Below are 24,049 nucleotides of genomic sequence, written 5' to 3'. Positions count from 1 at the left end.
TAATCTCCCCCATTTCTAAATGCCAAAGCTATTTTTGATTAATTTCAAAGCTTCGTCAGGATATTTCTTAGACAAAACACCACAAGCCGCCATGATATAATCTCTGTCAATTAAAACTTTTGCCGATGAAGGAGGATAAAGCTCTTTTCCACTTCCTCCATCATTTATATTTTCTAATAATTTTTCTCCTCCTTCAAGTCTTGAAAATATTCCACCGGTACCTATTATCCATTTAACATTTGTCAAATCTCTTCCTTCCGCATAAAAGGTTCTTCCTGTAAGTCCAAAATAACTGCTTAATTTACCTGCGTGACGCTTTACTGCCACTTCTAATGCCTTGCTTGCAAGATACAACACAAATTCTTTTTCTTCTTCTTTTTGGGGTATTGGCTTTATATTGTTTATTAGTTCATCTGCATTACTGAATTTTTTATATATATCCTCTCCGCACAAATCAAATAAATTTCTTGAATTAACAAAAACCCCTAAATCCCCCTCTACTGTGCGTTTAGCCAAAGGCTCTGGATTTACAGTTATTTTTTGTATTTCATCGCTTCCTTCAGTAACAGAATGAACATCTGTAGTAGCTCCACCTATATCGACTGCCATCAAATCACCTATGTCATTATAAAGAAGCATAGCACATTCCATGACAGCACCTGGCGTTGGGATTATATTTCCTGTCACCAATTCTTTTACTTTACTCATACCTGGCGCTGTTACAATATGCTTTTCAAAAACTTTCTGAATCATTTTTCTTGTCGGTTCTACATTTAAATTGTCAATTGATGGATAAACATTGTCTACAATGTATACTTCCTGACCGGCTTCTTGAAAAATGTAGGAAATTTCTTCTCTATTTTCTATGTTGCCTGCATAAATTACTGGCACATTCAACTTTAATTCCGCCAATTTTTCTCCATTATAAAGAGCAGTTTCTCTATCTCCGTAATCCACTCCACCTGCTAAAAGTATTATGTTTGGTTTTATTTGTTTTATTTTTTCTAAATCCGTTCTTCTCAGTTTTCCTGCTGTTATAAGTTTTATATTGGCTCCTGCCCCAAGGGCAGCCTCTTTAGCTGCCCTTACAGTCATGTCGTAGACTAAGCCATGTACAGTCATTTTGAGGCCACCAGCAGCACTGCTACAAGCAAGCATCTCACTATATACAAAATCTCCAATTTTATCTTTTAAATTCTCAATAGCCCCCACAAGACCAATATTCACATCCCCATCTAAGACTGTGGTAGGAGCCATCCCCTGACCTATAAAAACAGGATCACTGCCCAGAACAAAAGCATTTACAGTTGTCGTAGTACTTCCAATCTCGGCTACAAGTATGTCAATTGTTTTCCTCATTTTCCTTTTCCCTTCTTTTTTTAACTAAAAAACTTGCCACTTGATTTCCTTTTGTACCTCTTCCAAATCCTGCATCAAAGCCAACACTTTTAGCAAGGTCGTTTGTAATTTGCGTACCTCCACCTACTAAAATTACTTTATCCCTTATTCCCTTTTCTACACAGAGGTCGTGAATTTTTTTCATATTCTTTATATGGACATCATCATGGGTTATTATAGTGCTAACTAAAATAGCATCAGCATTTTCCTCTATAGCTGCATCAACTAACTTTTCTACAGGACAAGAAGTACCAAGGTAAGTAAATTTTATGCCGTATTTTTCAATTCCACCGTGTTTTATGTCCAAAATCTCTCTTAAGCCCACAGAATGTTCATCATTTCCTACAGTTGCAGCAACCACCTTCATAGGCTTTCTCTTAATATCTTCTTCTATTTCCTCATCTGAAAGTATTTCCTCTTCCGGCGGTATTTCTAATTCATTTTTGTCAATAGAAAATTGAACACGCCCTCTTACTTCCACGTACGTTCCCTCTGCAGGATGCATTGGAAGTTTACCTAAAACGACTACATCAGTAAGCCCCAGCTTTTCTGCGTATTTAATAGCCGCGTATTCAGCAGTCCTTTCATTTACAGGCAAAAATAGGTTCATGCTTATTATGCCGTCTCCTGCCCATTCAACTTCTGGCTTTATTTTATCTCCTTTTCTGTACTCAACAGTTTCTTTCAATCTATTTTCTACATTGTCATTCTCATCTAATTCGTCTATATAATGGATTTTCTCATGCTTGCAAAGAGTACATCCATCTATTAAATCGCAAGGTTTATTAAGCCCTTCTGGCAAATTGTTATATCCAAAGTGAGAGCATACTGGTGCAATATAGTCTTTATCTCTTTTGTAAACAGTACCGGCGCCAATACCGCCATTTATAGTTCTTACAATGCCATCTCCATTTCTCTCTGGATAATAGCCTGAATCCACAAAGAAGCCTTCTTCTACTGCCTTAAAGTATCCTCCAACTTCTAAAATTTCCTCCATAAAGAGAATAGCTCTCATTTTTAATTCTCTGACTTTTTTCCCTAACTCCCCATCAAAATTGAGTTTTACCATCTCTTTTAGACCGTCCATGCCGATAAGGGCTTGTTTAGCAGTGTTTATTGCGTTGATATTGTTGTAATGCCATGGGACATTTCTTCCCTCATCAGGAGTAATAGTACTTTGTATATCTGCTGAGGTCAATCGAGATATTAAAAGGTTAAGCACATGTGTTACAGTTGCTTCTCTCATATCGTGTTCGATATACTTTGTGTTCATTTGCGCTCTCATTTTATAATCTTTAAAAAGCTGCCTCAAAGCTACTGCATACGGCAAATCCAAACGTATGGAAGGAGTTGGTGGAGCATTTGGTGGCACTGTAGATAAGGCTATGTTTTCTGGTTTCATTCCTACTTTTCTCGAATAAAGTGTATTTATAGCGTGCTGAACTAAAAGTTCAGGCATAACTTTCCATCCATATTTTGCTGTTGCATTGGCATTGTGAGCACCATCAATTTGAAGTATATTAGCATCTGCCATTATTTTCTTAGCAACTGCTGCATCTACAAAAGACCTTACCATGTTTATATTTCTATAAAGGACATTGTACTGAGGGTCTTGATGGGCACCATTTACCCCTTCTTCAGCGAACATAACAGCTACTTCAGGACCGGCTATCCCACTTACATAAGAGTGAAAGTTTATAGGCCTACCGACCTCATCTTCAATTAAATCCAATGCTTTTCTCGTCGCTCTTATTTGTTTTCTCGAAATAGGAACTCCTCCTACACCTTCAGGTGTTCCTTCAATGAGTCCATCAAAATGGCTTTGTCCTAACGTTCTAATAACCATTATGTGGTCTGCTCCATGCCATGCTGCCATTCTCATGCGCCTTATATCATCTTCAAACCTTCCTGAAGCTATTTCTGTGGTTATCACACAATCTGGCTGAGGGTCAATGTTTCCAAAGTGTTTTGCAGCAGGTAAAGGAATACTGTTTTTAAGTGGTTTTGAAACCTGATAATACTCAAAATCGCCAATTTTGTGTTTACCTACATCCTCTCTCCAGTGCCATCCTCTTCTCCTAGGCACATATTTGTCCAAATCCTTTAAAATTTCTTCAATATCTATTTTTTTATCCTTTTCAAGCTTCATTTTTACTAGCCTCCCTTGCTATATCATCAAGCACCTCCAAGTACTCTCCATTAGCTATGGATTTTCCGGCAGTGAGGTAATCCTTTTTAACCCTTTCTGCAACTTTCAACACAATATTTCCTGCTCCTTTTGGCAAAAGCCCTCTTTCCTCAATTCTGTTTACAATCTCCTTTGCCTCAATACTAGAAAAACCCATTCGTAAAAGCACAGAACGCTCAATAGATGGAGATGTGTGATAATATGCCAACTCTATCAAAGGATCTACAATTTTTTCTGCCAATTTCCAGAAATATGCGTCTAATTCTTCATCTGTCATGTGCTTTAAGTGTTTGCTTCTTGTTTCAAAATCATCTTCTCGTCTCATACTAACCCTCCATTCTGTAATTCTGAAATTACTTCTTTCACAAATTCTTCACTGGACTTAGTATCTTCTGCTAAAAACTTGATGTCCTCCTCTTTAGGCATTATTCCAAAATGTTGGACACAGTTTTTAATATAGGATTTTTTCAAATTTGAAAGATTGACTTCTCTTGCCTTTATCATAGAAGGATGTTCAGGCAAAATTATATTTTGTCCTGGTATCTCATCATCAGGATTTCCTATTAGAATTTTTATGCCGTTTTGCATAGCAAAAGTAAGCTGAGCCGTTGGATTTTTACCTGCCCCTGTATATTCTGTCTCCTGCACCACTATTATCTGGTCATTTTCCATTTGCTGTGCCAAACTGAAAGCTGCCGCTAAAGAGGTATTTCCCGCTGGTCCTCTTTCTAAACCTTCTAATTGAGCTAAAAGCTCTGTCATGTAAAAGACTTCCCCTTGCTTGACAAGGTAATACCCATCCATGTACCTTAAAGGCCTTGCAGCATTTCGAGGCACATCTGCTCTATCCGGCCAAGTCGCAAAAGGAATTCCAAATCCTGTATGTCCCGTCGTAAAAGACTTTCTATTAAAATCTTTATCTGAGGCCATGTGAAGCCCTGTCAAATCAACACTTGCTCCGTACACCTTTGTATGAGTAGCTCCTGCTTTTATAAGTCCTCTCGCAGTACCTGTCAAATTGCCTCCACCGGCATGGGTGGCCACAACAACATCAGGAAATTTGCCAGTCCTCTCTTTTACTTGCTGAGCTATTTCATATCCCAATGTTTCAATACCAGCAACTCCAAAAGGAGTGTACAAAGAAGCATTAAAATATCCCGTCTCTTCTAATAGCATCAAGTTTACATAAAATAATTCCGGTCCAACAGTTAATTGTATCACTTCTGCACCAAATGTTTCACATTTTCTTCCTTTTTCCAATATTTCTGGCTGCCCTATGCCTCTGCTATCATAAGCTTCTTGGACGACAATGCATTTTAAACCTATCATGGCAGCTTGTGAAGCCACTGCTGCTCCGTAATTACCACTAGTAGCAGCTATGACTCCCTTATATCCCTTTTGTTTTGCGTGATATATAGAAACACTAGCCCGCCTTTCTTTAAAGCTTCCTGAAGGGTTACAAGCTTCATCTTTTATAAAAATTCTGGCAGCTTTTCCTGTTGGTGAAACTTTTCTCGCTAATTCTGTTAAATTTTTAAGCTCTATAAGTGGAGTATCCCCTACATTTGCTTCTCTTTGTATTTTAATAATCTCTTCTAATGTATAGCCTGTTTCCTTCATCATTCTTTCATAGTCAAAAGCAATTCCACCTGATTCAAATCTCTCATAATCTATTCCTAAAGATTTTTTCATTATTTCGTTTTTCCTTGCCATTACTTCCTTATACCTACTCATTCTCTTCACCGCCATACAATATCTCTCTTGCTTTTATACCTGCTTTTATAAGCTCAGGAATTGGATTGCCAAAATCGTGAATATACCGGGGATTTACGTCTATTAAAACTCCTTCCACTATTCGGCCTGTAAAAGTCTTAATTTTGACTGTGTCGCCAATCTCTCCATCTTGTAAAAGTAAACCTTTAACCCACATTGTCAAGGGAGTCTCTTTTGTATCTTGAGGTATATTTTCAGCTCTTTCCTCTGGTTCTAAAATTACCTGTTTAATTTTTACCCAATCGCCTTTTTGAGCCATTTTATCTCCTCCTGATCATATCTCTTGCATCACCCATAATAGCTCTAGGTACCGGCAAATCTAACATTGTAACAAGACCCGGCTCTGCGTTTATGACATGAGGTATCATATTGACACAAAGAGCAATAGTACCTAGACCTCCAGGTATCTCAGGCTTTATAGACAACTTTATATTTGGAGTTCCTTTAATCTCAATATAGTCTCCAGTCTCTACTCCTTCTTTTTGAGGTAATATCTGTTGCGGATGTTCCAATTCTATTTTTACCTCTCCATCTACCTTTCCATACCCTATTTGGCGACATCCAGCAACGTAACCCGGCTCAACTCTTGCATAAGGGGTCTCTCTATAAGTTTTAGAAACTATAGGCTCTCTTGTCTGCTCAATACCTGAAAGTTTCCACCCTAAAGCATCACAAATCATCGAAATAGACTCAGGAAATCCTATATGCCCTGCAACAGTCCCGTTTTTTACGCCTTCTTCAAATTCCTCAGGAGTGAGGCCCACCCCTTGTTCTTCCATAACAGCTTTTCCAAAAGGAGATAAGTCATTAATTCTTGCTGCTTTAATGGAATCAACATCTACGCAAACTCCCGTCAGTGCAATGATTAAATAGTCTAATACAAATCCCGGATTTATTCCTGTACCTAAGACAGATACGCCATTTTCTCTTGCAAGTCTGTCAATTTCTTTGGCTAATTCTAGATGTTGTGCAGAAGGATACGCCATCTCCTCAGCAGTTGTAATGACATTGATGCCATTTTCTACCGCCAATTTAATGAGTGGGAAAACCTTTTCTACATAGGAGGATGTAGCAATAACCGCTATATCAGCACTTCCTTTTTTTATAATATCTTGAGGTTCAGAAGTAATGTAAACAGGTTTAGAATTTGTCCCTAAAATTTCATTCAAATCCTTTCCTCTTTTATTTGGATCTGTATCAATTGCTCCAACTATTTCCATTCCTTTTTTAAAAAGTATCATCTTAGCAATACCACTTCCCATTGCACCAAGTCCCCATACAACCACTTTTATGTTTTCCATTCTATCACCTCTAAGAATTTTCTCTATATCTATATTGTATACATTTACTTAAGCTAAATAAAAGCTTTCCCATTCCTTAAAAACCGAAGAAAACCCAATATTAAATTGGGTTTTCTTCGGTTTGCGAGAGTATGCCTTAGTATGTTTCGATTTTCTTAATTTTTTGGAAAATTAAACAATTCTTTTCATATTTATTCAAGGAATAAAATTAAAAATCCTGCATAATGCAGGATTTTTAATTGTTTAAATGCTTTTCTATAAACTTTACAAAGTCTGCTTTAGGTCTTGCTCCTATTATTTTATCTACCATCTTGCCATTTTTGAAAAGTCCTATTGTAGGTATGCTCATTATTCTAAATTGCATTGCCAGCTCATTTTCTTCGTCTACATTAACTTTTCCTACTTTAATCTTTCCTTTATACTCTTTTGCTAGTTCATCTATTATGGGAGCAACTAATCTACAAGGTGCACACCATTCAGCCCAAAAGTCTATCAATACTGGTACATCAGAGTTTACAACTTCTTCTTCGAAATTATCGTATGTAATTTCTACCTCGTCAGATTCTTCTGATTGTGTAGCACCACCATTGAGATGTTTTTCTATAAACTTTACAAAGTCTGCTTTAGGTCTTGCTCCTATTATCTTATCTACCATTTTACCATTTTTGAAAAGCCCAATTGTTGGTATACTCATTATTCTAAATTTCATCGCCAATTCATTTTCTTCATCAACATTAATTTTACCTACTTTGATTTTTCCTTCATATTCTTTCGCCAATTCGTCAATTATTGGAGCCACCATTCTACAAGGCATACACCACTCAGCCCAAAAGTCTATTAAGACTGGTACATCTGAATTTACAACTTCTTGTTCAAAATTTTCAAGTGTAATAACTAATTCTGCCATAAAACCACTCCTATACTTTTATTTCAATTTTATTTTTATACAAAGCAATTGCTTTATACATTTATTATAAAACAAATTGCTCACAAAACCTAACTTTTAAAATCACTTCATAAATTTTATAAATGTCTCAACTAGTTCATCTATCATGTCATCTTGCTTTTCAGTACACATTGCTCCCTTTACACAGCTAGTAGTATAGCTTTTAAGAAGAATTTTGCCAACGCTGTTTATTGCAGACCTAACAGCAGCCACTTGTACCAGTACATCTACACAATAGGCGTCATTTTCAATCATTTTTTGTATGCCTTTTACTTGTCCTTCAATTTTTCTTAATCTTCTCAACAAATCCTCTTTGCTATCTTGGTACATATTATACCTCCCAACCCCATTGGGGTATCCAATGAATAGTATAAAAGTTTTTCACAGATATGTCAATAGCTTTTTGTTATTTTTTTAATAAATCCTTTACTACCTCTGCCGCTAAAATTAAGCCTGCTACAGAGGGAACAAAAGAAATACTGCCGGGTACCGATTTTGAATAAGTTACAGTTTCCTCGCTTTGATAGAAATTTTTTAAAGGCTCTTCTTTAGAGTATACCACTTTTAAAGATTTAATACCTCTTTTTTTAAGTTCTCTTCTAACTATTTTTGCCAGAGGGCATACACTTGTCTTATATATATCCGTTACTTCAAATTTTGTAGGGTCTAATTTATTTCCTGCCCCCATACTGCTTACTATAGGAATATTTAACGAAATGCATTTTTCTATCAAATCTATTTTAGAAGGTACTCTGTCAATTGCATCAATCACATAGTCATACTCTTTAGACAAAAGCCTATCGCTATTTTCGCTAGAGTAAAACTCTTTAAAAATAATAACCTGGGCTTGAGGATTTATTTCCAATATCCTATCTTTCATCACTTCTACCTTTGGCTTGCCTATTGTATGAGTAGTAGCATGTATCTGTCTATTTATATTTGTGACACACACGTTGTCCCCGTCTATCAAAACCAATTTACCAACTCCTGCTCTTACTAAACCTTCAACAGCAAAAGAGCCTACTCCTCCTATTCCAAAAACAGCAACAGTACTGTTTTTAAGTTTTAAAAGCCCTTCTTTCCCTATTAAAAGCTCTGTTCGTGAAAAAATGTCCACACTCTTCCCTCCATAAAAAAACCCCATAGTGCCGTGCTTCCCGGTAGTTTTTGAACCCGGACTCACAAAGTGGGTGCCCTCTTGGCAGCTTCATATTTCCGTTCGAAGACGGCCTATATTCCACTGCCAAAGCCCAGGCTCCCTTATTATTGGTGTTGGCTCAAACTTTCACCGGACCTCACGTACACCACAGGGCTTTTCAGCTTTATTCATCTTTCTATATAAATAATATCACAAAAGCCTCTATTTTTCAACTGGTAAACGTTTATAGGTCTACCTTTATGTGCAATTCCTTTAACTGCTCTTCTGAAACCTCAGAAGGAGCATCTGTCATCAAGCACACTGCATTTTGAGTCTTTGGAAATGCAATTACATCCCTTATGGTGTCGCTTCCCGTTATAATCATTGCAAGCCTATCCAACCCATAAGCTATACCTCCATGGGGAGGAGCACCGTATTTGAAAGCCTCCATCAAAAATCCAAATCTTTCCCACGCTTTTTCTTCGCTAAATCCCAAAACTTTAAACATTCTTTTTTGAAGCTCAGTATCGTGTATCCTTATACTTCCTCCACCAATCTCTGTACCATTTAAAACTATGTCATAAGCCTTTGCCCTGACTTTTAAAGGTTCCTTTTCCAGTAGCTCTATATCTTCATCTTTAGGAGCAGTAAAAGGATGGTGCTTTGCTACATACCTTTTTTCTCCTTCGTCGTACTCTAAAAGTGGAAAATCTACTATCCAAACAAACTCATATTTATTCTCATCAATTAAATTAAATCTCTTGCCAAGCTCTAGCCTCAAATGAGCTAAAGTATCAAAAACTATTTCATCTTTGTCTGCCACAATTAGTAGCAAATCTCCGGCTTCTGCCTCAAGTCTTTCGAGTATTTTCTTCATTTCTTCTTCACTTAAAAATTTAGTAGCAGGAGATTTCACTTCCTTTTCAAAAACTTGTATCCACAAAAGTCCTTTAGCGCCATAAGTTTTTGCAAACTCTACCAGTTCGTCCAACTGTCTTCTTGGCATAGAAGCAGCACCTTTTACATTTATACCTCTGACAGACCCGTTGTTTTTTAAAGCATTCTTAAACACATTAAATTCTGATTGTGCCACTATATCAGATAAATCCTTAAGTTCCATTCCAAACCTCAAGTCTGGTTTATCTGTCCCAAATCTTTCCATAGATTCTTGATAAGATAATCTTTTAAAAGGAATTGGTACATCAATGCCTAAAGTCTCTTTAAATATCTCTGCAATCATTTTTTCGTTAATTTTCAAAACATCTTCTACTTCTACAAAAGACATTTCTATATCTATTTGTGTAAACTCTGGTTGCCTATCTGCTCTTAAATCCTCATCTCTTAAACATTTGGCTATTTGGTAATACTTATCAAATCCAGAAATCATAAGAAGTTGTTTGAATATTTGAGGAGATTGAGGCAAAGCATAAAATTTTCCTGGATAAATTCTACTCGGTACAAGATAGTCCCTTGCCCCTTCTGGAGTACTTTTAATTAAAAGAGGAGTTTCTATTTCTATAAAACCATTTCTGTTTAAAAAATCGCGGACAACTTTAGTTATTTTAAACCGAGTCATCAAATTTTGTTGCATTGAAGGCCTTCTCAAATCTAAGTATCTGTATTTCAACCTTATAGCTTCTGATACATTGCTCCTATCCTCTATTGGAAAAGGCGGAGTCTCTGATTTGCTTAAAATTTTTAAAGTATTAGCATATATTTCAATTTCTCCTGTAGAAATTTTAGGATTTACATTTTCCGGAGCCCTTTTTACCACTTTTCCCTCTATTGCCAGTACATATTCACTTCTTACGCTTTGCACTTTTTCAAAGGCTTCAGAAGAAACCTCATTGCTAAAAACCACCTGCACAATGCCTGTTCTATCTCTTAAATCTATAAATACTAATCCTCCATGGTCTCTTCTCCTTTGCACCCATCCCATTACTACAACTGACTTATCTACGTCTTCAACTGTCAATTCTCCACACATGTGAGTTCTTTTAAGGCCATTTAATTGTTCTCCCATTTAACTCCCTCCGTTTATATATTTTTTATCCTTTGTTCTATCTCATCAATGGATATTTCTACTTCGCTTCCAACTCTCATATCCTTTAATTTAACTTTGTTTTCCTTCATCTCTTCTTCTCCTATTACAATAGCAAATTTCGCATTAAGCTTATTTGCGTACTTCATTTGTGCTTTTAAACTTCTATCCATGTTATCTCTTTCTACTTTTAATCCATTAAATCGCAGTTTATTAGCAAGGGCAAAAGTAAATAATTTTGCTTCTTCCCCAACATAAGCTATAAACAAGTCTACACCTTCAGGTTTAGGAATCTCAATGCCATTTTGCTCTAATGTAATAAGGAGCCTCTCTAACCCCATTCCAAAACCTACTCCCGGCATAGAAGGCCCTCCGCATTCTTCTATAAGGCCATCATACCTTCCTCCACCGCATACAGTCCCCTGAGCTCCGATGTCTTTTGAAATTATTTCAAAAGCAGTTTTGGTATAATAATCAAGTCCTCTCACAATTCTGGGGTCAATTATATAATCATAGCCCATTATATCTAAATACTTTTGTAGCTCTTCAAAATGACTTTTGCAATCATCACACAAATAATCTGTAATGAGAGGGGCATCTTTGGTTATCCTCTGACAACTTTCTACTTTGCAATCCAACACCCTCAAAGGATTTATCTCATATCTGACTTTACAGTCATCACACAAATACTCCAAATTGTCCCTTAAAAAATCCTTAAGTACTTTATTATAATTTTTTCTACAAACAGGACATCCTATACTGTTTATTCTAAGCTCCAAATTATTAAGCCCTAATTTTTTTAATAAAGTCATAGCAACACTTATAACTTCTGCATCTGCAGAAGCGCTTTTAGCACCAAAAATTTCTACTCCAAATTGGTGATGTTCTCTTAACCTTCCTGATTGAGGCCTTTCATATCTGTAAACAGGAGTTATATAGTACAATTTGGTAGGCTGTGTTTCTGCGTACAAATTGTGCTCTATAAAAGCTCTTACAGCTGGAGAAGTACCTTCAGCCTTTAAAGTAATGCTTCTCCCACCTTTATCAGTAAAAGTGTACATCTCTTTTCTCACAATGTCGGTTGATTCCCCTACTCCCCTTAAAAACAACTCAGTATGTTCAAAGCCAGGCGTTCTTATCTCTTTAAAACCGTAAACATCACATATCTCCCTTATGAGTCCTTCTATATATTGCCATTTATATGATTCTGAAGGGAGAATGTCCTTTGTCCCTCTTGGCGCTTTTGTAAGCATTTTACCAACTCCTTTTACATTTTGTAAAAACTTTATACATTTAAAAACCCCTCGTCTGCAACAATTTGCAGGGACGAGAGGTTAAATCCCGTGGTGCCACCCTGATTTGGACTCATTCCCTTAACGCAGGTTCACGGAGCCAGCCTACATTATCGACTGGTCTGCTCACAGGTGTCATTCACAATAGCATAAGTATAAAGATACTCTCAGTCGCGGTATCTTCTCCCTGTATACCTGCTATTGCTACTCTCCTGGTCATCGCATTTATCCCTCATTTTATTTGATATTATACATTATACTATTATTAGCTGTCAATCACAATTATCTTTTTATATTTTTATCGCTAATTGGGCATTGTTCTACAATGTCTTTTTTATACTTTTATAATATCTCACCCAGCTATTGACAAAAAAATTTTAGTGAGTTAATATTTTTATATACAAAATATTTTATATTGAAAATAGGGATGTGCAAAATTAATTAAAATAATCATAATCAAAAACCAAAATATGTATTACATACAATATATAGTAATCAACACTGACAATCAAACATAAAGGAAGTGGTAAGGGAAAAGAAAAGACAAAAAGAGGAGCTAAAAAAGGGCATAAATATCCTGTAGAAGTCAAATGTTAAAAAATGGCATGAAATAGATTCAATAAAAATTAGGCCGATTGCATCAAAGCAACAAGAGATCTAAACTCATCATATTTGCCCAATTTAATAGCTACAATAGCGACAGTAAGCAAAGTAATATGGCCAAAAGTATTAAGGTTGCTCACAGAATTAATATTTCTAACATAAGCCTTTTCAAAATCCAGAGCTTTAAAGCGGGAATTATATCTTTCTGATTCAATTCTCAATTTGTAGACGGCCTTAAAATATAGGGAGTCTCTATTAATAGAGGACCTATAATCAGAAGATATAATAGCATACTTAGTACAGCCTCTATGCTTTTTGCCATTAAAATATTTAGGATGATTTATAGGGCAGGCAGAATCATCCTTAGAATTACAGAACTTGCAAACAAATTTTTGCTTAATAAAACCATCAAAATATTGCTTGCCATCTTTAAGCATTTTAATACCCGCTTCACAGACCATATAACCATCATCAGTCAGAGGGGGATTTTTAGAATTACGCTTGTTAAGAGGAATAAAGCAATGACCGTGGAGAATATTTCTAACATAATTATAAAGTTTCTTAACATCATAGCCTTTATCAGCAATAAAATTAACATACTTAAGGTTAAACCACTTATTAGTCTTCTCAAGCAAAGATAAAGCGGCTTCAAAATCAGGGGCATCAGCGGGGGTAGTAGTTTCAGCGATGGGTAAACCAGAGATAGCATCAACAATAATGTGATTTTTATAGCCCCAATAAAACTTATAGCGTTTATTAGAAGAATCGTTAGAAGCAGAATAAACGCCTAATTTACAATCCTTATCTGACTTAGGCTGATTATCTTTAGAGAATTTATTTTTAGAAAAAGACTTAGGGTTATTTAACTTAGTGTTAGCTTTAATAGGGGTAGAATCCATGGAAATAAACTCACCGGAGATAATACCCATATTTTTGAGGATATTGACCTGATTTTGAAAAATAGAGGTCAAATAATCATGAGAGAAGTCATTAATAAAACGGCGAAAAGTCCAATAAGAAGGAAGAGGTTTAGAAATGTCGAAGCCACAAAGATGAGCAATGATAAGATTATTGCGGAGATAATCTAAAAGGTCAGAAATTGTGCCGAATCTTTCAGCTTTCATGACAATAAAAGCTCTAAAAAGTGCATGGTGAGAATAACCCTTACGGCCAGGACTAGAGGAAGGGAATTCAGGTATTGAAGACAGGTCAAGATTTTCAAACATAGAAGAATAGAAATCAATTTTAGACTGAGAGGTAAAGAGTTCAGGTATATTTAAAAGCAATTGAAGCTGGTACATGTAGAATTTCCTCCTTCTTAAAAAATTTTTTATAGTGTATATATAATAATTCGACAAATGGGAGGGGAAATCCTACATAAAAGATAAAAAATTCAAGAGTGATAGGAAAAAAGTATGTCTGTAGAATGGCTTAAATTAAGGCTTCTGAATTTTGCACAAGTCTATATATTGAAAATTTTTGGGGTGAAACTTTATGAACAAGGATTGCGATAGTAAGCTTTTATATGATTTGTTGCGTACAATTAGACAAAAACTCAACAACCAATTGAGAGCAAACAACCTCTCTGAATTTCAAAAAGACCTCACAATTGGAGAACAACAAGTAATAATGGTTTTAAGTGAGAATAAAAATACTCCAATATACATGAAAGATATTGCCTCAGAACTAGATATTTCTCCCAGTACCCTTACAAGTATAGTAGATAAACTTGTAGAAAAAGGTTTAGTTCAAAGGGACTTTGATTTAGAAGATAGAAGAAAAATACAAATTTCTTTAACAAAAAAAGGAGAAGATATATATAAACATTTAGTAGACTTTAGAATGAAAGTTTTACAGCCAATTTTTGAAAAACTCTCTCCCCAAGAAATAGAAACATTAAAAAGCATATTGCAAAAAATTAAAGAAGAACTATAATTTTGAAGGTGGTGCTTTATGAAAAACAGTGTAAAAACGTTTTTAATAGTCTTAGTCATATTAGCAATTGTGGCTTCTACCGTTTATGCAATCTCTATAAAAAACAAAAACTCTGCTTCCACTGTAGAGGTAAATGCTGCTAAAGTTGAAAAAGGTGATATAGTTTCTTTATTCTCTACCACAGGAGTAGTAGAATCAAAGTCCAAACAAGAATATTACATATTATCTCCCACTAAAGTTTTAAAAGTCTATGTATCCGTTGGAGATAATGTAAAAAAAGGAGATAAACTTCTAGAATTAGAAACACAAGATTTATCTATACAATATCAAATTGCACAAAAACAACTGGAAATGGCGCAAATGCAACTGGATGCATTAAAAAAATTAAAAGAAAAACAGTCACAACAATCCCAAGTCGCAGCTCAAATTCCAAATACCTCTTTGCCACAACAACTCCCTTCGGGAGAAAGTACAGTACAACAACCCTCCACTTCTCAGATACAAACTTCTTCTCTTAGCCTTGACGACCAAATAAAACTCCAACAAAAACAAGTAGAAATTGCAGAATTAAATCTCAAAAATATAAAGCAAAATATGTATAAACAGCAAAAATATGTTATTGCTGAATTTGATGGGACAGTAACCATAGTAAATGCCAAAGATAATAGCTATTTTACCTCCTCTCAATTTCCTGCAATTGCAGTAGAAGACTTAAACAACTTGCAAATTGCACTTGATGTAAACCCTTATGATGCGGTAAATTTAAAAGAAGGGCAAAAAGCCTACATACATTTTGCAGATAAAACTTTTGAAGGAGTAGTCAGCAAAGTGAGTCCTACTGCAACAAAAGTAATTACTCAAACAGGAGGAGATAATGTAGTAAAAGTCTATGTGGACCTTTTAAACAATGATGGCACAATAAAGCCCGGTTTTAACGTGGATGTTGATATAAAAATTGGCGAAAAGAAAGATACAATAAAAGTTCCATCAGAAGCAATCGTAAGCGATAAAAATGGCAATGAATTTGTGTATGTAGTAGAAAATGGCATAGCTAAACAAAAGAAAGTAAAAACCGGTCTCGCTTCTGATCTAGAGACAGAAATCATAAGTGGAGTAAATGTTGGTGAAAAAGTCATACTAAACCCCACCAGTTCTATCGAAGATGGCACAAAAGTTAGCGTAAAGGGCGGGAAGGACTGATGATTGAGCTAAGCAATGTAAAAAAGGTGTACAATCTTGGAAAGATACAAGTTGATGCATTAAAAGGCGTATCTTTAAAAATAGATAAAGGTGAATATGTAGCAATTGTCGGTCCTTCTGGCTCTGGCAAATCCACTTTAATGAACATTATAGGCCTTTTAGATAAACCTACATCTGGAAGTTATAAACTCAATGGAACTGAAGTATCAACCCTAAGCGATGACCAGTTAGCTTATTTGAGAAATCGTCAGATAGGATTTGTCTTTCAATCTTTTAACCTTTTGAGCAAATTGAACGCACTGGCAAATGTAGAACTGCCAATGTTGTACGCCAAAATACCATCAAAAGAACGAAGGCAAAGAGCCCTAAGAGCTTTAGAAATAGTGGGATTAAGTGAAAGAATACACCACAAACCTAATGAGCTATCAGGAGGGCAGCAGCAAAGAGTTGCTATTGCCCGTGCTATTGTGATGAATCCTTCTTTTTTGCTAGCAGACGAACCAACAGGAAATCTTGACACAGCTTCTAGCATTGAAATAATGAAAATCTTTTATCAACTCAATGAATCGGGTACTACAATAGTAATGGTTACACATGAGCAAGATATTGCAAATCATGCAAAAAGGATAGTCCGCTTAAGAGATGGAAATATTATAGAAGATACGCTTGTTCCAAACAGAATAACTTATTAGCAGGTGATAAATATGTATATTTGGGAAGCAGTAAAAGTGGCAATTGACAGCATATTGAGTAACAAATTGAGAGCTTTTTTAACGATGTTGGGAATTATAATAGGCATTGCTTCAGTTATAACAATTGTCTCTTTAGGAGCAGGTGGCCAAAAGGCTATATTAGGTGAATTTGAAAAAATCGGTGTAAATGTGTTTTCTATTAAAACAAGAAATGACGTAGAAATTAGAGATAGCGATAGATTAGCTATTAGAGATGTAGAAATGATTAGAAAAAGATTGTCTTCTGTAAAATACGCTGCGCCAATTGCAGAAAAAATGGGACTTGCCAAAACAGACAAAGTTACTAAAAGAGCCCTTTTTATAGCTACAGATTTTGATTATGGAAATGTTTCTAACTTAAAAGTAATCTATGGACGATTTTTAAATGAAAAAGATATTCTTTTAGGAAGAAACGTAATACTTATCGATAAAGACTCAGCAAAAGAACTTTTTGGCTATGAAGATTGCGTAGGAAAAAGCATCAAAATAGGCAGCTATTCCTCCTTTGACACAGCAAAGATAATTGGCGTCATTGACAGTGGAAATTTAAAAAGCTTAGGCGGGTCAATAGCTGATCAAATACCTGTAATAGCTGCAATTCCAATAACTTACGCACAAAAAATTTTTCCAGACGTTAATATCTCGCAAATTTACGTAATGACCTATAACCAAAACCAATTAGATGAAACATCCTCCCAAGCCGTGCGTTTGATAGAATCATTACATCACAACAAAAACAAATACAAGACAGAAAACTTCATAAGTTTTTTGGAAGAATTTAATAGAATATTAGGAATATTTACAGCTGTCATAGGTGCCATTGCGGGTATTTCTCTTTTAGTCGGTGGAATAGGGATTATGAATATAATGCTTGTATCTGTAACGGAGCGCACAAGAGAAATAGGAATAAGAAAAGCAATAGGAGCAAGACAAAAGGACATATTGACACAGTTTTTGATTGAAGCAGTTACAATTTCTCTTATAGGTGGAGCAATAGGTATTTTCTTAGGGTATATTTTAGCAAATATAGTCGGGCCCTTTATTGATATAACTCCAGTCTTTTCAATAAATACAATATTAATCGCTTTTCTCTTCTCAACAGCAGTAGGGATATTCTTTGGAATCTATCCCGCACAAAAAGCCGCCAAATTAGACCCAATTGTAGCATTACGATATGAATAAAGCAAGAGGAATAACCTCCTCTTGCTTTTTCACTCCATCAAATCCCTTAAAAACATATTAAGTCTCTTTTCCTTGCCAATAGTTGAAGAGTCCCCATGACCGGGGTATATTGTAACATCATTTCCTAAAACTAAAAGTTTATTTTTTATAGAGTCCATTAAAGTAGAAAAATCTCCTCCTGGAAAATCGTATCTTCCTATAGAGCCTTTAAATAGGATATCGCCGGTAAAACATACATTATTAATTTTAAAACACACTCCTCCTTTTGTGTGCCCTGGGGTGTATATAACTTCTACGCTGTATTTTCCAAAAGTTAAAGTATCACCGTCACTTAATAAAATATCTGCAGGATTGCATAGTATTTTTTTATAGACCATTTCAGATAAGTTTAAACTAGGGTCTAAAAGCATAGGAGCGTCTTCTTTTGAAATGGCAACTCTTGCTTGAGTTAGTTTTTTTAGCTCTTCTACTCCACCTATGTGATCAAAATGCCCATGTGTGAGTAAAATATATTTTACATTTAAATTGTTAGTAATAATATAATCTTGTATTTCAGATGAATATTCCCCTGGGTCTATTACAATTGCTTCCCTCTCTTCTTCGTCAGAAACAATATAGCAATTGGCTCCATAAAGTCCTACCATATACCTTTGTATTTTCATAAACTCACTCCTAAAATATTTTTTTAGAATCAATAAGTATAGTAACAGGCCCGTCATTTTCAATTAATACTTTCATCATGGCCTGAAATTTACCTGTTTTGACACTCACACCTCTTTTTTCAATCTCATTTACTAATAAATTAAAATACTTCAAAGCCTCTTCCGGCTTTTGAGCCATCATGAAATTAGGCCTTCTCCCTTTTCTCACATCCCCCAACAAAGTAAATTGAGAAACGAGGAGTATTTCCCCTCCTACATCCAAAAGAGATAAATTCATTTTTCCCTCTTCATCTTCAAAAACACGCAAATTTACTATTTTATCCGCCATATAGGCTACGTCTTCTTCTGTATCATCAACAGAAATACCTACTAAAACAACAAATCCTTTCCCTATTGAACCTATCACTTGGCCATCTACACTAACTTCTCCCCGAGTCACCCGTTGAACAACTGCTCTCAACAAAATCACCTCTATGCACTTAATCGGTAAACATCCATTACTCCCTCTAAAGCTTTTAATTTATTCATAACTTTTTCTAGTTGCTCTTTTGAAGTAATCTCTAAAGTTAAGTTTATAATTGCAATATTGTCTCTCGTTGTTCTCGCATTGACAGCTTTTACAGCAATTTTTACATCTGCAAGAACACTTGTAACTTCTGTTAAAAGCCCAAATCTATCATTGGCCATAATCTGTATATCAGCTTGATAAGCGATGTTCTTACCTTGATCCCACTCTACTTCTACAATCTTGTTCCTATCAAAAAGGTATTCTTTTATATTGGGACAATCTTTTCTGTGAATAGAAATACCCCTTCCTTTAGTCACATAACCTATTATTTCATCACCCGGAACAGGAGAACAACATTTTGCAAACCTCACCATTACATTGTCTACACCTTTTACAATGACCCCCGTTCCGCCTGTTTTCTCTTTTTTCTTTCCAGCCTTATCAATTGGAACGGACTTTAAACCTATTTCTTTCTGAGATTTTTTGATTTCTTCTTTAATTCTCGGTATTACCTGATTTAAAGTTAACCCTCCATAACCAATTGTTGCATATAAATCCTCTATTGTGTGAATGTTGAGTTTTTTAAGCACTTCCTCCCATATCTCACTTTTTATCATAGCAGGTTGTATTCCATGACGCCTGAGGTCTCTTTCTAACATTTCCTCGCCGCGAGCGATATTTTCTTCTCTTTTTTCTTTTTTAAACCACTGTCTGATTTTGTTTCTCGCTTGAGAACTTTTGACAATCTGGAGCCAGTCTCTACTTGGACCTCTGTCTTTATTTGGACTTACTAATATCTCAACAATATCACCGTTTTTTAATTGATAATTTATAGGGACTATTTTACCGTTTACTTTAGCACCATTTAATCGATGACCTATTTCAGTGTGTATGCTGTACGCAAAGTCAATAGGAGTAGACCCCGCTGGAAGATTTATGACATCCCCTTTAGGAGTAAAGACAAAAACCTCATCTGTAAAAAGATCAATTTTTAATGTTTCCATAAACTCTTTTGCATCTTTTAACTCTTTCTGCCATTCTAAAAGCTGCCTAAGCCAAGAAAGCTTTTGGTCAAATTCGTCCTCTGTAGTCTTACCCTCTTTATATTTCCAATGGGCTGCAATACCGTATTCTGCCGTTTTGTGCATCTCCCATGTTCTTATTTGTATTTCAAAAGGTTCTCCTTTAGGACCTATTACTGTAGTATGAAGGGATTGATACATATTAGGTTTTGGCATAGCGATATAATCTTTAAATCTTCCAGGAATTGGCTTCCATAAAGTATGCACAATTCCTAATACGCCGTAACAGTCTTTTACGGTGTTAACAATTATCCTCACTGCTAACAAATCGTAAATTTGCTCGAAAGTTTTATTTTGCGTTTTCATCTTTTTATAGATACTGTAAAAATGTTTAGGTCGCCCATCTACTTCTGCTTGTATTCCCATTTCTTTTAATTTCTCTTTAATTGTAGTTATGATATTTTGTATAAACTCTTCTCTTTCTTTTCTTTTGGCAGCAACCTTTTCTACGAGGTCATAATACTCCTCCGGATGCAAATATCTCAAACACAAGTCTTCTAATTCCCATTTTATCTTAGATATTCCTAAGCGATGAGCAATAGGGGCATAAATCTCTAAAGTCTCTTCCGCTTTTTCTTTTTGTTTGTCAAGAGGTAAATATTTGAGAGTTCTCATGTTGTGAAGCCTGTCAGCCAGTTTTATGAGTATCACTCTAATGTCTTTTGCCATTGCTATAAGCATTTTTCTCATATTTTCTGCCTGTTGCTCTACTTTGCTCTTGTATTCTATTTTACCAAGTTTTGTAACTCCATCAACCAAATCAGCAATTTCTTTTCCAAAATTTTCCATTAATTGGTCATAAGTTACATCTGTGTCTTCTATTACATCATGTAAAAGGCCTGCTGCAATAGTGGTAATATCTAATTCCAGGTCAGCCAAAATATATGCAACTTCTATGGGATGAACAATATATGGCTCTCCTGAGTTTCTCATTTGGCCCTCATGGGCATTTACAGCAAAGTCATAAGCTTTGTATATTAACTCTAAATTTGCATCATCACCCATGTATTTTTTTATCCTATTTATCACTTTGTCCAACATAGTTATCACACCTTATAATTAAAGTGGCTCAAAGCCACTTTTGATTAAAACTTTATTAATGAAATTATATCATATCCGTCAAGCTTTTTTCTACCATCTAAAAAAGTTAATTCAGTCAAGAAAATAATAGAATCTACAATTCCCCCTAAGCTTTCCACCAATTTTGCAGAAGCGTAAATTGTGCCTCCTGTCGCCAACAAATCGTCGACTATCACTACTCTTTGTCCCTCTAAAACAGCATCTTTGTGTATTTCAAGAGAATCTGTTCCATATTCCAGTTCATATTCATAGCTTAAAGTCTCTGCCGGCAATTTACCCGGTTTTCTTACAGGAACAAATCCTACTCCTAATCTGTAAGCCAGTGGCGCTCCAAACAAAAAGCCTCTTGCTTCCGGAGCAGCAATGAGATCAAATTTTCTCCCTTCCAATGCCTTAGCCAGCATTTCTATAGAATAATTAAAAGCTTTCGCATCTTTTAAAACAGGTGTAATATCTTTAAATTTTATTCCTTTTTTAGGAAAATCAGGTATTTCTCTAATCATCATTTTAATTTCTTCCAGCGTCATTACAAAAACCTCCTTAAATTTTCTGGCTGACAATGAACTTGGCAAATTCAATAAACTCTTTTTTAGCTGAAAATATCTGTTGCATTATTTGAGTTTGTTCAATATTAACCTTTTGTGACACAGAATTATTACTTAACATAAAAATATTATCACGTTCTTTTACATTTATCAATCCTATTTCTTTCATTGCTTTTATGCAAAATGAAAATTTTATTGGATTTAAATTCAGTTGTGGATGCAAATGATCTTTAAATAAAATGTTGTTTCCTTCTTCTATAAATTTGTAAAGTTTAATAAAGTCCTTTCTTTGAGGAAAAATTTCGTCAAAGGATTTTAAGTTATAATATATATCTGCTTCTTTAAAAACTAAATGAATCCTCTTTCCTTGTGAATGAGAAAGGATGCGGTAAAAGATTTCTTTTTTAAATGGTATATCGTAAATAATTATATCATCATAGTACTTCAATGGTTTTAAAGAATTTGGGAAAAATAGTATACCATTTTCCTTTTCACAATCTCCATTACATAATGAAAAATCCAAAAACTTTTCTTTTCTGAGATATCTAAGTAATGACTTAAGTTCTACAACTGTATTTACTATGACAACCGTTTTGCCTTCTCTTTTAAAAAGTTTTAGCACATATTCCCACTTGTTATTAATTCCTCTTTGGTCAATTATATAATCAACTTTTTTGTCTATCTCTTTTTTCTCGGGATGATACTCTACCATGATTTTGCTCAAGTTTTTATAATAGGAAAACAAAGGTAACTTAATTCTTAAATCTTTTACATTTATCATTACTGACTCTATACCATTCCAGCTGTTTATTTCAATGCTTCCCACAACATCTATTATATCTCCTATTTTTACATCGTTTCCCTGGTCTGATACATCAAATAACATAAGCTCATACCCAAACTTGTCTTTTTGTGCGATGATTTTTTTGTATTTTCCACCATTTAAGTCAAATACTTTTGTAACTGTCAAACCCTCAAATAAAAAATTAGGCCGAGGATTATTGCTGCCAAAAGGTTTAAACCTTTGAACTTGTTTAGCTATTTCTATATCTATCTTTTCATTTTTAACCTTTGCATCTATTCTTAAACTTGGAATTAAATCAAGATCACTAAGCACCGTAGCAGCGTATTCATTTATCTTAGTTTTAAAAATCTCCAAATTGTTTTTTTCAATATTTATTCCAGCAGCCATTTCATGACCGCCATATTTTATCAAATAATCTTTACAGTATTCTAATGCTTTATACAAATTAAAGCCTTCTATGCTTCGCCCTGAACCTTTTCCTTCCCCTTCTCCTAAACTTATAAGTATAGAAGGTCTATGAAACCTTTCTGTTATCCGGGATGCCACAATTCCAATAACACCTGGATGCCAATTTTTATCCCACAGTACAATTACTTTTTCCTTATTTAAATCAACCGTCTCTTTTATTTTTTTGATTGCTTCCTGAAGTATTTGATTTTCTATTTGTTGCCTATTTAAATTTTCTTGATTTAAATATTCTGCTATCTCTTTTACTTCTTTTTCATCTTGGCTTATCAATAACCTCACAGCCGCTTCTGCACTTCTTAATCGCCCTGCAGCATTGAGGCGAGGAGCTAATATAAATCCCACATGATATTCATCAATCTCAATATTTTGCAATCCAGAAGCTTTTATGAGGGCTTTTAAACCTATATTTCGTGTTTCATTTAGTCTTTTTAGTCCTTCTTTTACAATTATTCTATTTTCTCCTAATAAAGGGACAATATCTGCAATAGTTCCTATTGAAACAATATCCAAAAGTTCATAAGCTTCTTCTCCAATAAGAGCTTGTGACAGTTTAAAAGCAACCCCTACCCCTGCCAGGTCACAAAAAGGATATTCAATATCAGGCAAATGGGGATTTATCACCACATCTGCTTGTGGTATCTCCTTAGGGATACTGTGGTGGTCAGTTATTATCACGTCTATTCCTAAAAATTGGGCTTTTTCCACTTCCTTAACAGAGGTTATACCGCAATCTACACTAATTATAAGTTTTGTTCCTCTTTGTGCAATTTTATCTATTGCTTCTTCATTTATACCATATCCTTCAACTAATCTTTCCGGTATATAATAATCCACTTTTGCTCCTAATTTTTTTAAGGTTAAATATAAAACAGAGGTGGCAGTAATTCCATCTACATCGTAATCACCGTAAATGGTGATTAGATCCTTCAAGGCGATATGTTGTTGTATCAATTCTTTTGCCTCTTTTATACCCCTCAGGAGATAAGGAGAATACAAATCTTTTAAATCAGGATTTAAAAAATTCTTAACTTCTTGGGCATTTAATTTTGATGAAAGTATATCAGCAATTATTTTGTGTAACCCGTATTCTCTTTGTATTTCTTGAGTAAGTTGAAGATTTGGATTTTCCTTCAAAATCCACCTGTAAATTTTGGACATCAAATCACCCACA

21 protein-coding genes, 1 other RNA gene and 1 pseudogene are annotated in these 24,049 nt (G+C 34.9%); 4 read left to right on the top strand and 19 right to left on the bottom strand.

Annotated elements, in window-relative coordinates:
* Nucleotides 1–15 precede the first annotated feature (15 nt).
* The 14 genes and pseudogenes from EB239_RS08655 to EB239_RS08595 all read right to left on the bottom strand — a co-directional run bounded on the left by EB239_RS08655 (nt 16) and on the right by EB239_RS08595 (nt 13,981).
* On the bottom strand, nt 16–1,359 hold the full coding sequence (locus EB239_RS08655) for a GlmL-related ornithine degradation protein (protein WP_003869789.1): 1,344 nt from the start codon (nt 1,357–1,359) through the stop codon (nt 16–18).
* Nucleotides 1,343–3,547, bottom strand: a complete 2,205-nt coding sequence (oraE, locus tag EB239_RS08650) for a D-ornithine 4,5-aminomutase subunit OraE (RefSeq protein ID WP_003869788.1) — start codon at nt 3,545–3,547, stop codon at nt 1,343–1,345. The genes EB239_RS08655 and oraE overlap by 17 nt, the downstream gene beginning before the upstream one ends.
* Nucleotides 3,537–3,911 (bottom strand): ornithine aminomutase subunit alpha, encoded by a 375-nt coding sequence (locus tag EB239_RS08645; RefSeq protein ID WP_003869787.1) that lies wholly within the window; start codon nt 3,909–3,911, stop codon nt 3,537–3,539. Before EB239_RS08645 ends, oraE begins: the two co-directional genes overlap by 11 nt.
* Nucleotides 3,908–5,320 carry a 2-amino-4-oxopentanoate thiolase subunit OrtB gene (gene ortB, locus EB239_RS08640; RefSeq protein ID WP_003869786.1) on the bottom strand — a complete coding sequence of 471 codons (1,413 nt, stop codon included), beginning with the start codon at nt 5,318–5,320 and terminating at the stop codon, nt 3,908–3,910. The genes EB239_RS08645 and ortB overlap by 4 nt, the downstream gene beginning before the upstream one ends.
* Nucleotides 5,313–5,618 (bottom strand): 2-amino-4-oxopentanoate thiolase subunit OrtA, encoded by a 306-nt coding sequence (gene ortA / locus EB239_RS08635; RefSeq protein ID WP_003869785.1) that lies wholly within the window; start codon nt 5,616–5,618, stop codon nt 5,313–5,315. The genes ortB and ortA overlap by 8 nt, the downstream gene beginning before the upstream one ends.
* A 1-nt stretch (nt 5,619) precedes the next feature.
* Nucleotides 5,620–6,660 carry a 2,4-diaminopentanoate dehydrogenase gene (ord, locus tag EB239_RS08630; protein WP_003869784.1) on the bottom strand — a complete coding sequence of 347 codons (1,041 nt, stop codon included), beginning with the start codon at nt 6,658–6,660 and terminating at the stop codon, nt 5,620–5,622.
* A gap of 235 nt (nt 6,661–6,895) precedes the next feature.
* Nucleotides 6,896–7,264: a thioredoxin gene (trxA, locus tag EB239_RS14990; RefSeq protein ID WP_049753480.1), complete on the bottom strand. Its 369-nt coding sequence runs from the start codon at nt 7,262–7,264 to the stop codon at nt 6,896–6,898.
* Nucleotides 7,265–7,567: pseudogene (gene trxA / locus EB239_RS14985) on the bottom strand (thioredoxin); the annotation flags it as partial.
* Nucleotides 7,568–7,669: 102 nt separating this feature from the next.
* Complete coding sequence (locus EB239_RS08620) at nt 7,670–7,936, bottom strand: metal-sensitive transcriptional regulator (protein ID WP_003869782.1); 267 nt, start codon at nt 7,934–7,936, stop codon at nt 7,670–7,672.
* A gap of 76 nt (nt 7,937–8,012) precedes the next feature.
* Nucleotides 8,013–8,723, bottom strand: coding sequence for a tRNA threonylcarbamoyladenosine dehydratase (locus tag EB239_RS08615; protein ID WP_042835447.1), 711 nt, complete (start codon nt 8,721–8,723; stop codon nt 8,013–8,015).
* Between the two features lie 16 nt (nt 8,724–8,739).
* Nucleotides 8,740–8,922: non-coding RNA, 6S RNA (gene ssrS / locus EB239_RS08610), on the bottom strand.
* Between the two features lie 66 nt (nt 8,923–8,988).
* The gene (aspS, locus tag EB239_RS08605; protein WP_003869780.1) at nt 8,989–10,767 is read right to left on the bottom strand and encodes an aspartate--tRNA ligase; all 1,779 of its coding nucleotides are present in this window, start codon (nt 10,765–10,767) and stop codon (nt 8,989–8,991) included.
* Nucleotides 10,768–10,781: 14 nt separating this feature from the next.
* A complete protein-coding gene (gene hisS / locus EB239_RS08600; RefSeq protein ID WP_003869779.1) occupies nt 10,782–12,038 on the bottom strand; it encodes a histidine--tRNA ligase in 1,257 nt (418 codons plus the stop codon).
* A 665-nt stretch (nt 12,039–12,703) separates the two neighbouring features.
* Nucleotides 12,704–13,981 carry a transposase gene (locus EB239_RS08595; RefSeq protein ID WP_003869069.1) on the bottom strand — a complete coding sequence of 426 codons (1,278 nt, stop codon included), beginning with the start codon at nt 13,979–13,981 and terminating at the stop codon, nt 12,704–12,706.
* A gap of 193 nt (nt 13,982–14,174) precedes the next feature.
* Between EB239_RS08595 and EB239_RS08590 the strand changes: the two genes are divergently transcribed.
* The 4 genes from EB239_RS08590 to EB239_RS08575 are packed head-to-tail and all read left to right on the top strand — an operon-like array spanning nt 14,175 to nt 17,728.
* The gene (locus EB239_RS08590; protein ID WP_003869777.1) at nt 14,175–14,615 is read left to right on the top strand and encodes a MarR family winged helix-turn-helix transcriptional regulator; all 441 of its coding nucleotides are present in this window, start codon (nt 14,175–14,177) and stop codon (nt 14,613–14,615) included.
* Between the two features lie 18 nt (nt 14,616–14,633).
* Entirely contained in the window at nt 14,634–15,815 is a 1,182-nt protein-coding gene (locus EB239_RS08585) for an efflux RND transporter periplasmic adaptor subunit (RefSeq protein WP_003869776.1), read from the top strand.
* Entirely contained in the window at nt 15,815–16,507 is a 693-nt protein-coding gene (locus tag EB239_RS08580; RefSeq protein WP_003869775.1) for an ABC transporter ATP-binding protein, read from the top strand. The genes EB239_RS08585 and EB239_RS08580 overlap by 1 nt, the downstream gene beginning before the upstream one ends.
* A gap of 12 nt (nt 16,508–16,519) precedes the next feature.
* The gene (locus EB239_RS08575; protein WP_003869774.1) at nt 16,520–17,728 is read left to right on the top strand and encodes an ABC transporter permease; all 1,209 of its coding nucleotides are present in this window, start codon (nt 16,520–16,522) and stop codon (nt 17,726–17,728) included.
* Between the two features lie 29 nt (nt 17,729–17,757).
* Here the strand turns inward: EB239_RS08575 and EB239_RS08570 are convergent, their stop codons facing one another.
* The 5 genes from EB239_RS08570 to recJ are packed head-to-tail and all read right to left on the bottom strand — an operon-like array spanning nt 17,758 to nt 24,048.
* A complete protein-coding gene (locus EB239_RS08570; protein ID WP_003869773.1) occupies nt 17,758–18,390 on the bottom strand; it encodes an MBL fold metallo-hydrolase in 633 nt (210 codons plus the stop codon).
* A 10-nt stretch (nt 18,391–18,400) separates the two neighbouring features.
* Nucleotides 18,401–18,850: a D-aminoacyl-tRNA deacylase gene (gene dtd / locus EB239_RS08565; protein WP_019907629.1), complete on the bottom strand. Its 450-nt coding sequence runs from the start codon at nt 18,848–18,850 to the stop codon at nt 18,401–18,403.
* A gap of 11 nt (nt 18,851–18,861) precedes the next feature.
* The gene (locus EB239_RS08560) at nt 18,862–21,021 is read right to left on the bottom strand and encodes a RelA/SpoT family protein (protein WP_003869771.1); all 2,160 of its coding nucleotides are present in this window, start codon (nt 21,019–21,021) and stop codon (nt 18,862–18,864) included.
* Nucleotides 21,022–21,065: 44 nt separating this feature from the next.
* Nucleotides 21,066–21,587: an adenine phosphoribosyltransferase gene (locus tag EB239_RS08555; protein WP_003869770.1), complete on the bottom strand. Its 522-nt coding sequence runs from the start codon at nt 21,585–21,587 to the stop codon at nt 21,066–21,068.
* Between the two features lie 13 nt (nt 21,588–21,600).
* A complete protein-coding gene (recJ, locus tag EB239_RS08550; RefSeq protein ID WP_003869769.1) occupies nt 21,601–24,048 on the bottom strand; it encodes a single-stranded-DNA-specific exonuclease RecJ in 2,448 nt (815 codons plus the stop codon).
* Nucleotide 24,049: the final 1 nt, after the last annotated feature.

This window comes from Thermoanaerobacter ethanolicus JW 200, assembly GCF_003722315.1.
Classification (GTDB): Bacteria; Bacillota; Thermoanaerobacteria; order Thermoanaerobacterales; family Thermoanaerobacteraceae; genus Thermoanaerobacter; species Thermoanaerobacter ethanolicus.
The sequence above is the reverse complement of the archived record's forward strand: the minus strand, read 5'-3'. Positions and strand labels throughout refer to the sequence as shown.

What these genes read in the sequence shown, in the direction of transcription:
- EB239_RS08580 (WP_003869775.1), top strand. Translation starts at nt 15,815, where the DNA reads ATGATTGAGCTAAGCAATGTAAAAAAGGTGTACAATCTTGGAAAGATA.
- EB239_RS08620 (WP_003869782.1), bottom strand. Translation starts at nt 7,936, where the DNA reads ATGTACCAAGATAGCAAAGAGGATTTGTTGAGAAGATTAAGAAAAATT.
- EB239_RS08560 (WP_003869771.1), bottom strand. Translation starts at nt 21,021, where the DNA reads ATGTTGGACAAAGTGATAAATAGGATAAAAAAATACATGGGTGATGAT.
- EB239_RS08595 (WP_003869069.1), bottom strand. Translation starts at nt 13,981, where the DNA reads ATGTACCAGCTTCAATTGCTTTTAAATATACCTGAACTCTTTACCTCT.
- aspS (WP_003869780.1), bottom strand. Translation starts at nt 10,767, where the DNA reads ATGGGAGAACAATTAAATGGCCTTAAAAGAACTCACATGTGTGGAGAA.
- EB239_RS08645 (WP_003869787.1), bottom strand. Translation starts at nt 3,911, where the DNA reads ATGAGACGAGAAGATGATTTTGAAACAAGAAGCAAACACTTAAAGCAC.
- ortB (WP_003869786.1), bottom strand. Translation starts at nt 5,320, where the DNA reads ATGAGTAGGTATAAGGAAGTAATGGCAAGGAAAAACGAAATAATGAAA.
- EB239_RS08590 (WP_003869777.1), top strand. Translation starts at nt 14,175, where the DNA reads ATGAACAAGGATTGCGATAGTAAGCTTTTATATGATTTGTTGCGTACA.
- EB239_RS08575 (WP_003869774.1), top strand. Translation starts at nt 16,520, where the DNA reads ATGTATATTTGGGAAGCAGTAAAAGTGGCAATTGACAGCATATTGAGT.
- EB239_RS08585 (WP_003869776.1), top strand. Translation starts at nt 14,634, where the DNA reads ATGAAAAACAGTGTAAAAACGTTTTTAATAGTCTTAGTCATATTAGCA.
- EB239_RS08655 (WP_003869789.1), bottom strand. Translation starts at nt 1,359, where the DNA reads ATGAGGAAAACAATTGACATACTTGTAGCCGAGATTGGAAGTACTACG.
- EB239_RS08555 (WP_003869770.1), bottom strand. Translation starts at nt 21,587, where the DNA reads ATGACGCTGGAAGAAATTAAAATGATGATTAGAGAAATACCTGATTTT.
- hisS (WP_003869779.1), bottom strand. Translation starts at nt 12,038, where the DNA reads ATGCTTACAAAAGCGCCAAGAGGGACAAAGGACATTCTCCCTTCAGAA.
- oraE (WP_003869788.1), bottom strand. Translation starts at nt 3,547, where the DNA reads ATGAAGCTTGAAAAGGATAAAAAAATAGATATTGAAGAAATTTTAAAG.
- ord (WP_003869784.1), bottom strand. Translation starts at nt 6,660, where the DNA reads ATGGAAAACATAAAAGTGGTTGTATGGGGACTTGGTGCAATGGGAAGT.
- EB239_RS08570 (WP_003869773.1), bottom strand. Translation starts at nt 18,390, where the DNA reads ATGAAAATACAAAGGTATATGGTAGGACTTTATGGAGCCAATTGCTAT.
- ortA (WP_003869785.1), bottom strand. Translation starts at nt 5,618, where the DNA reads ATGGCTCAAAAAGGCGATTGGGTAAAAATTAAACAGGTAATTTTAGAA.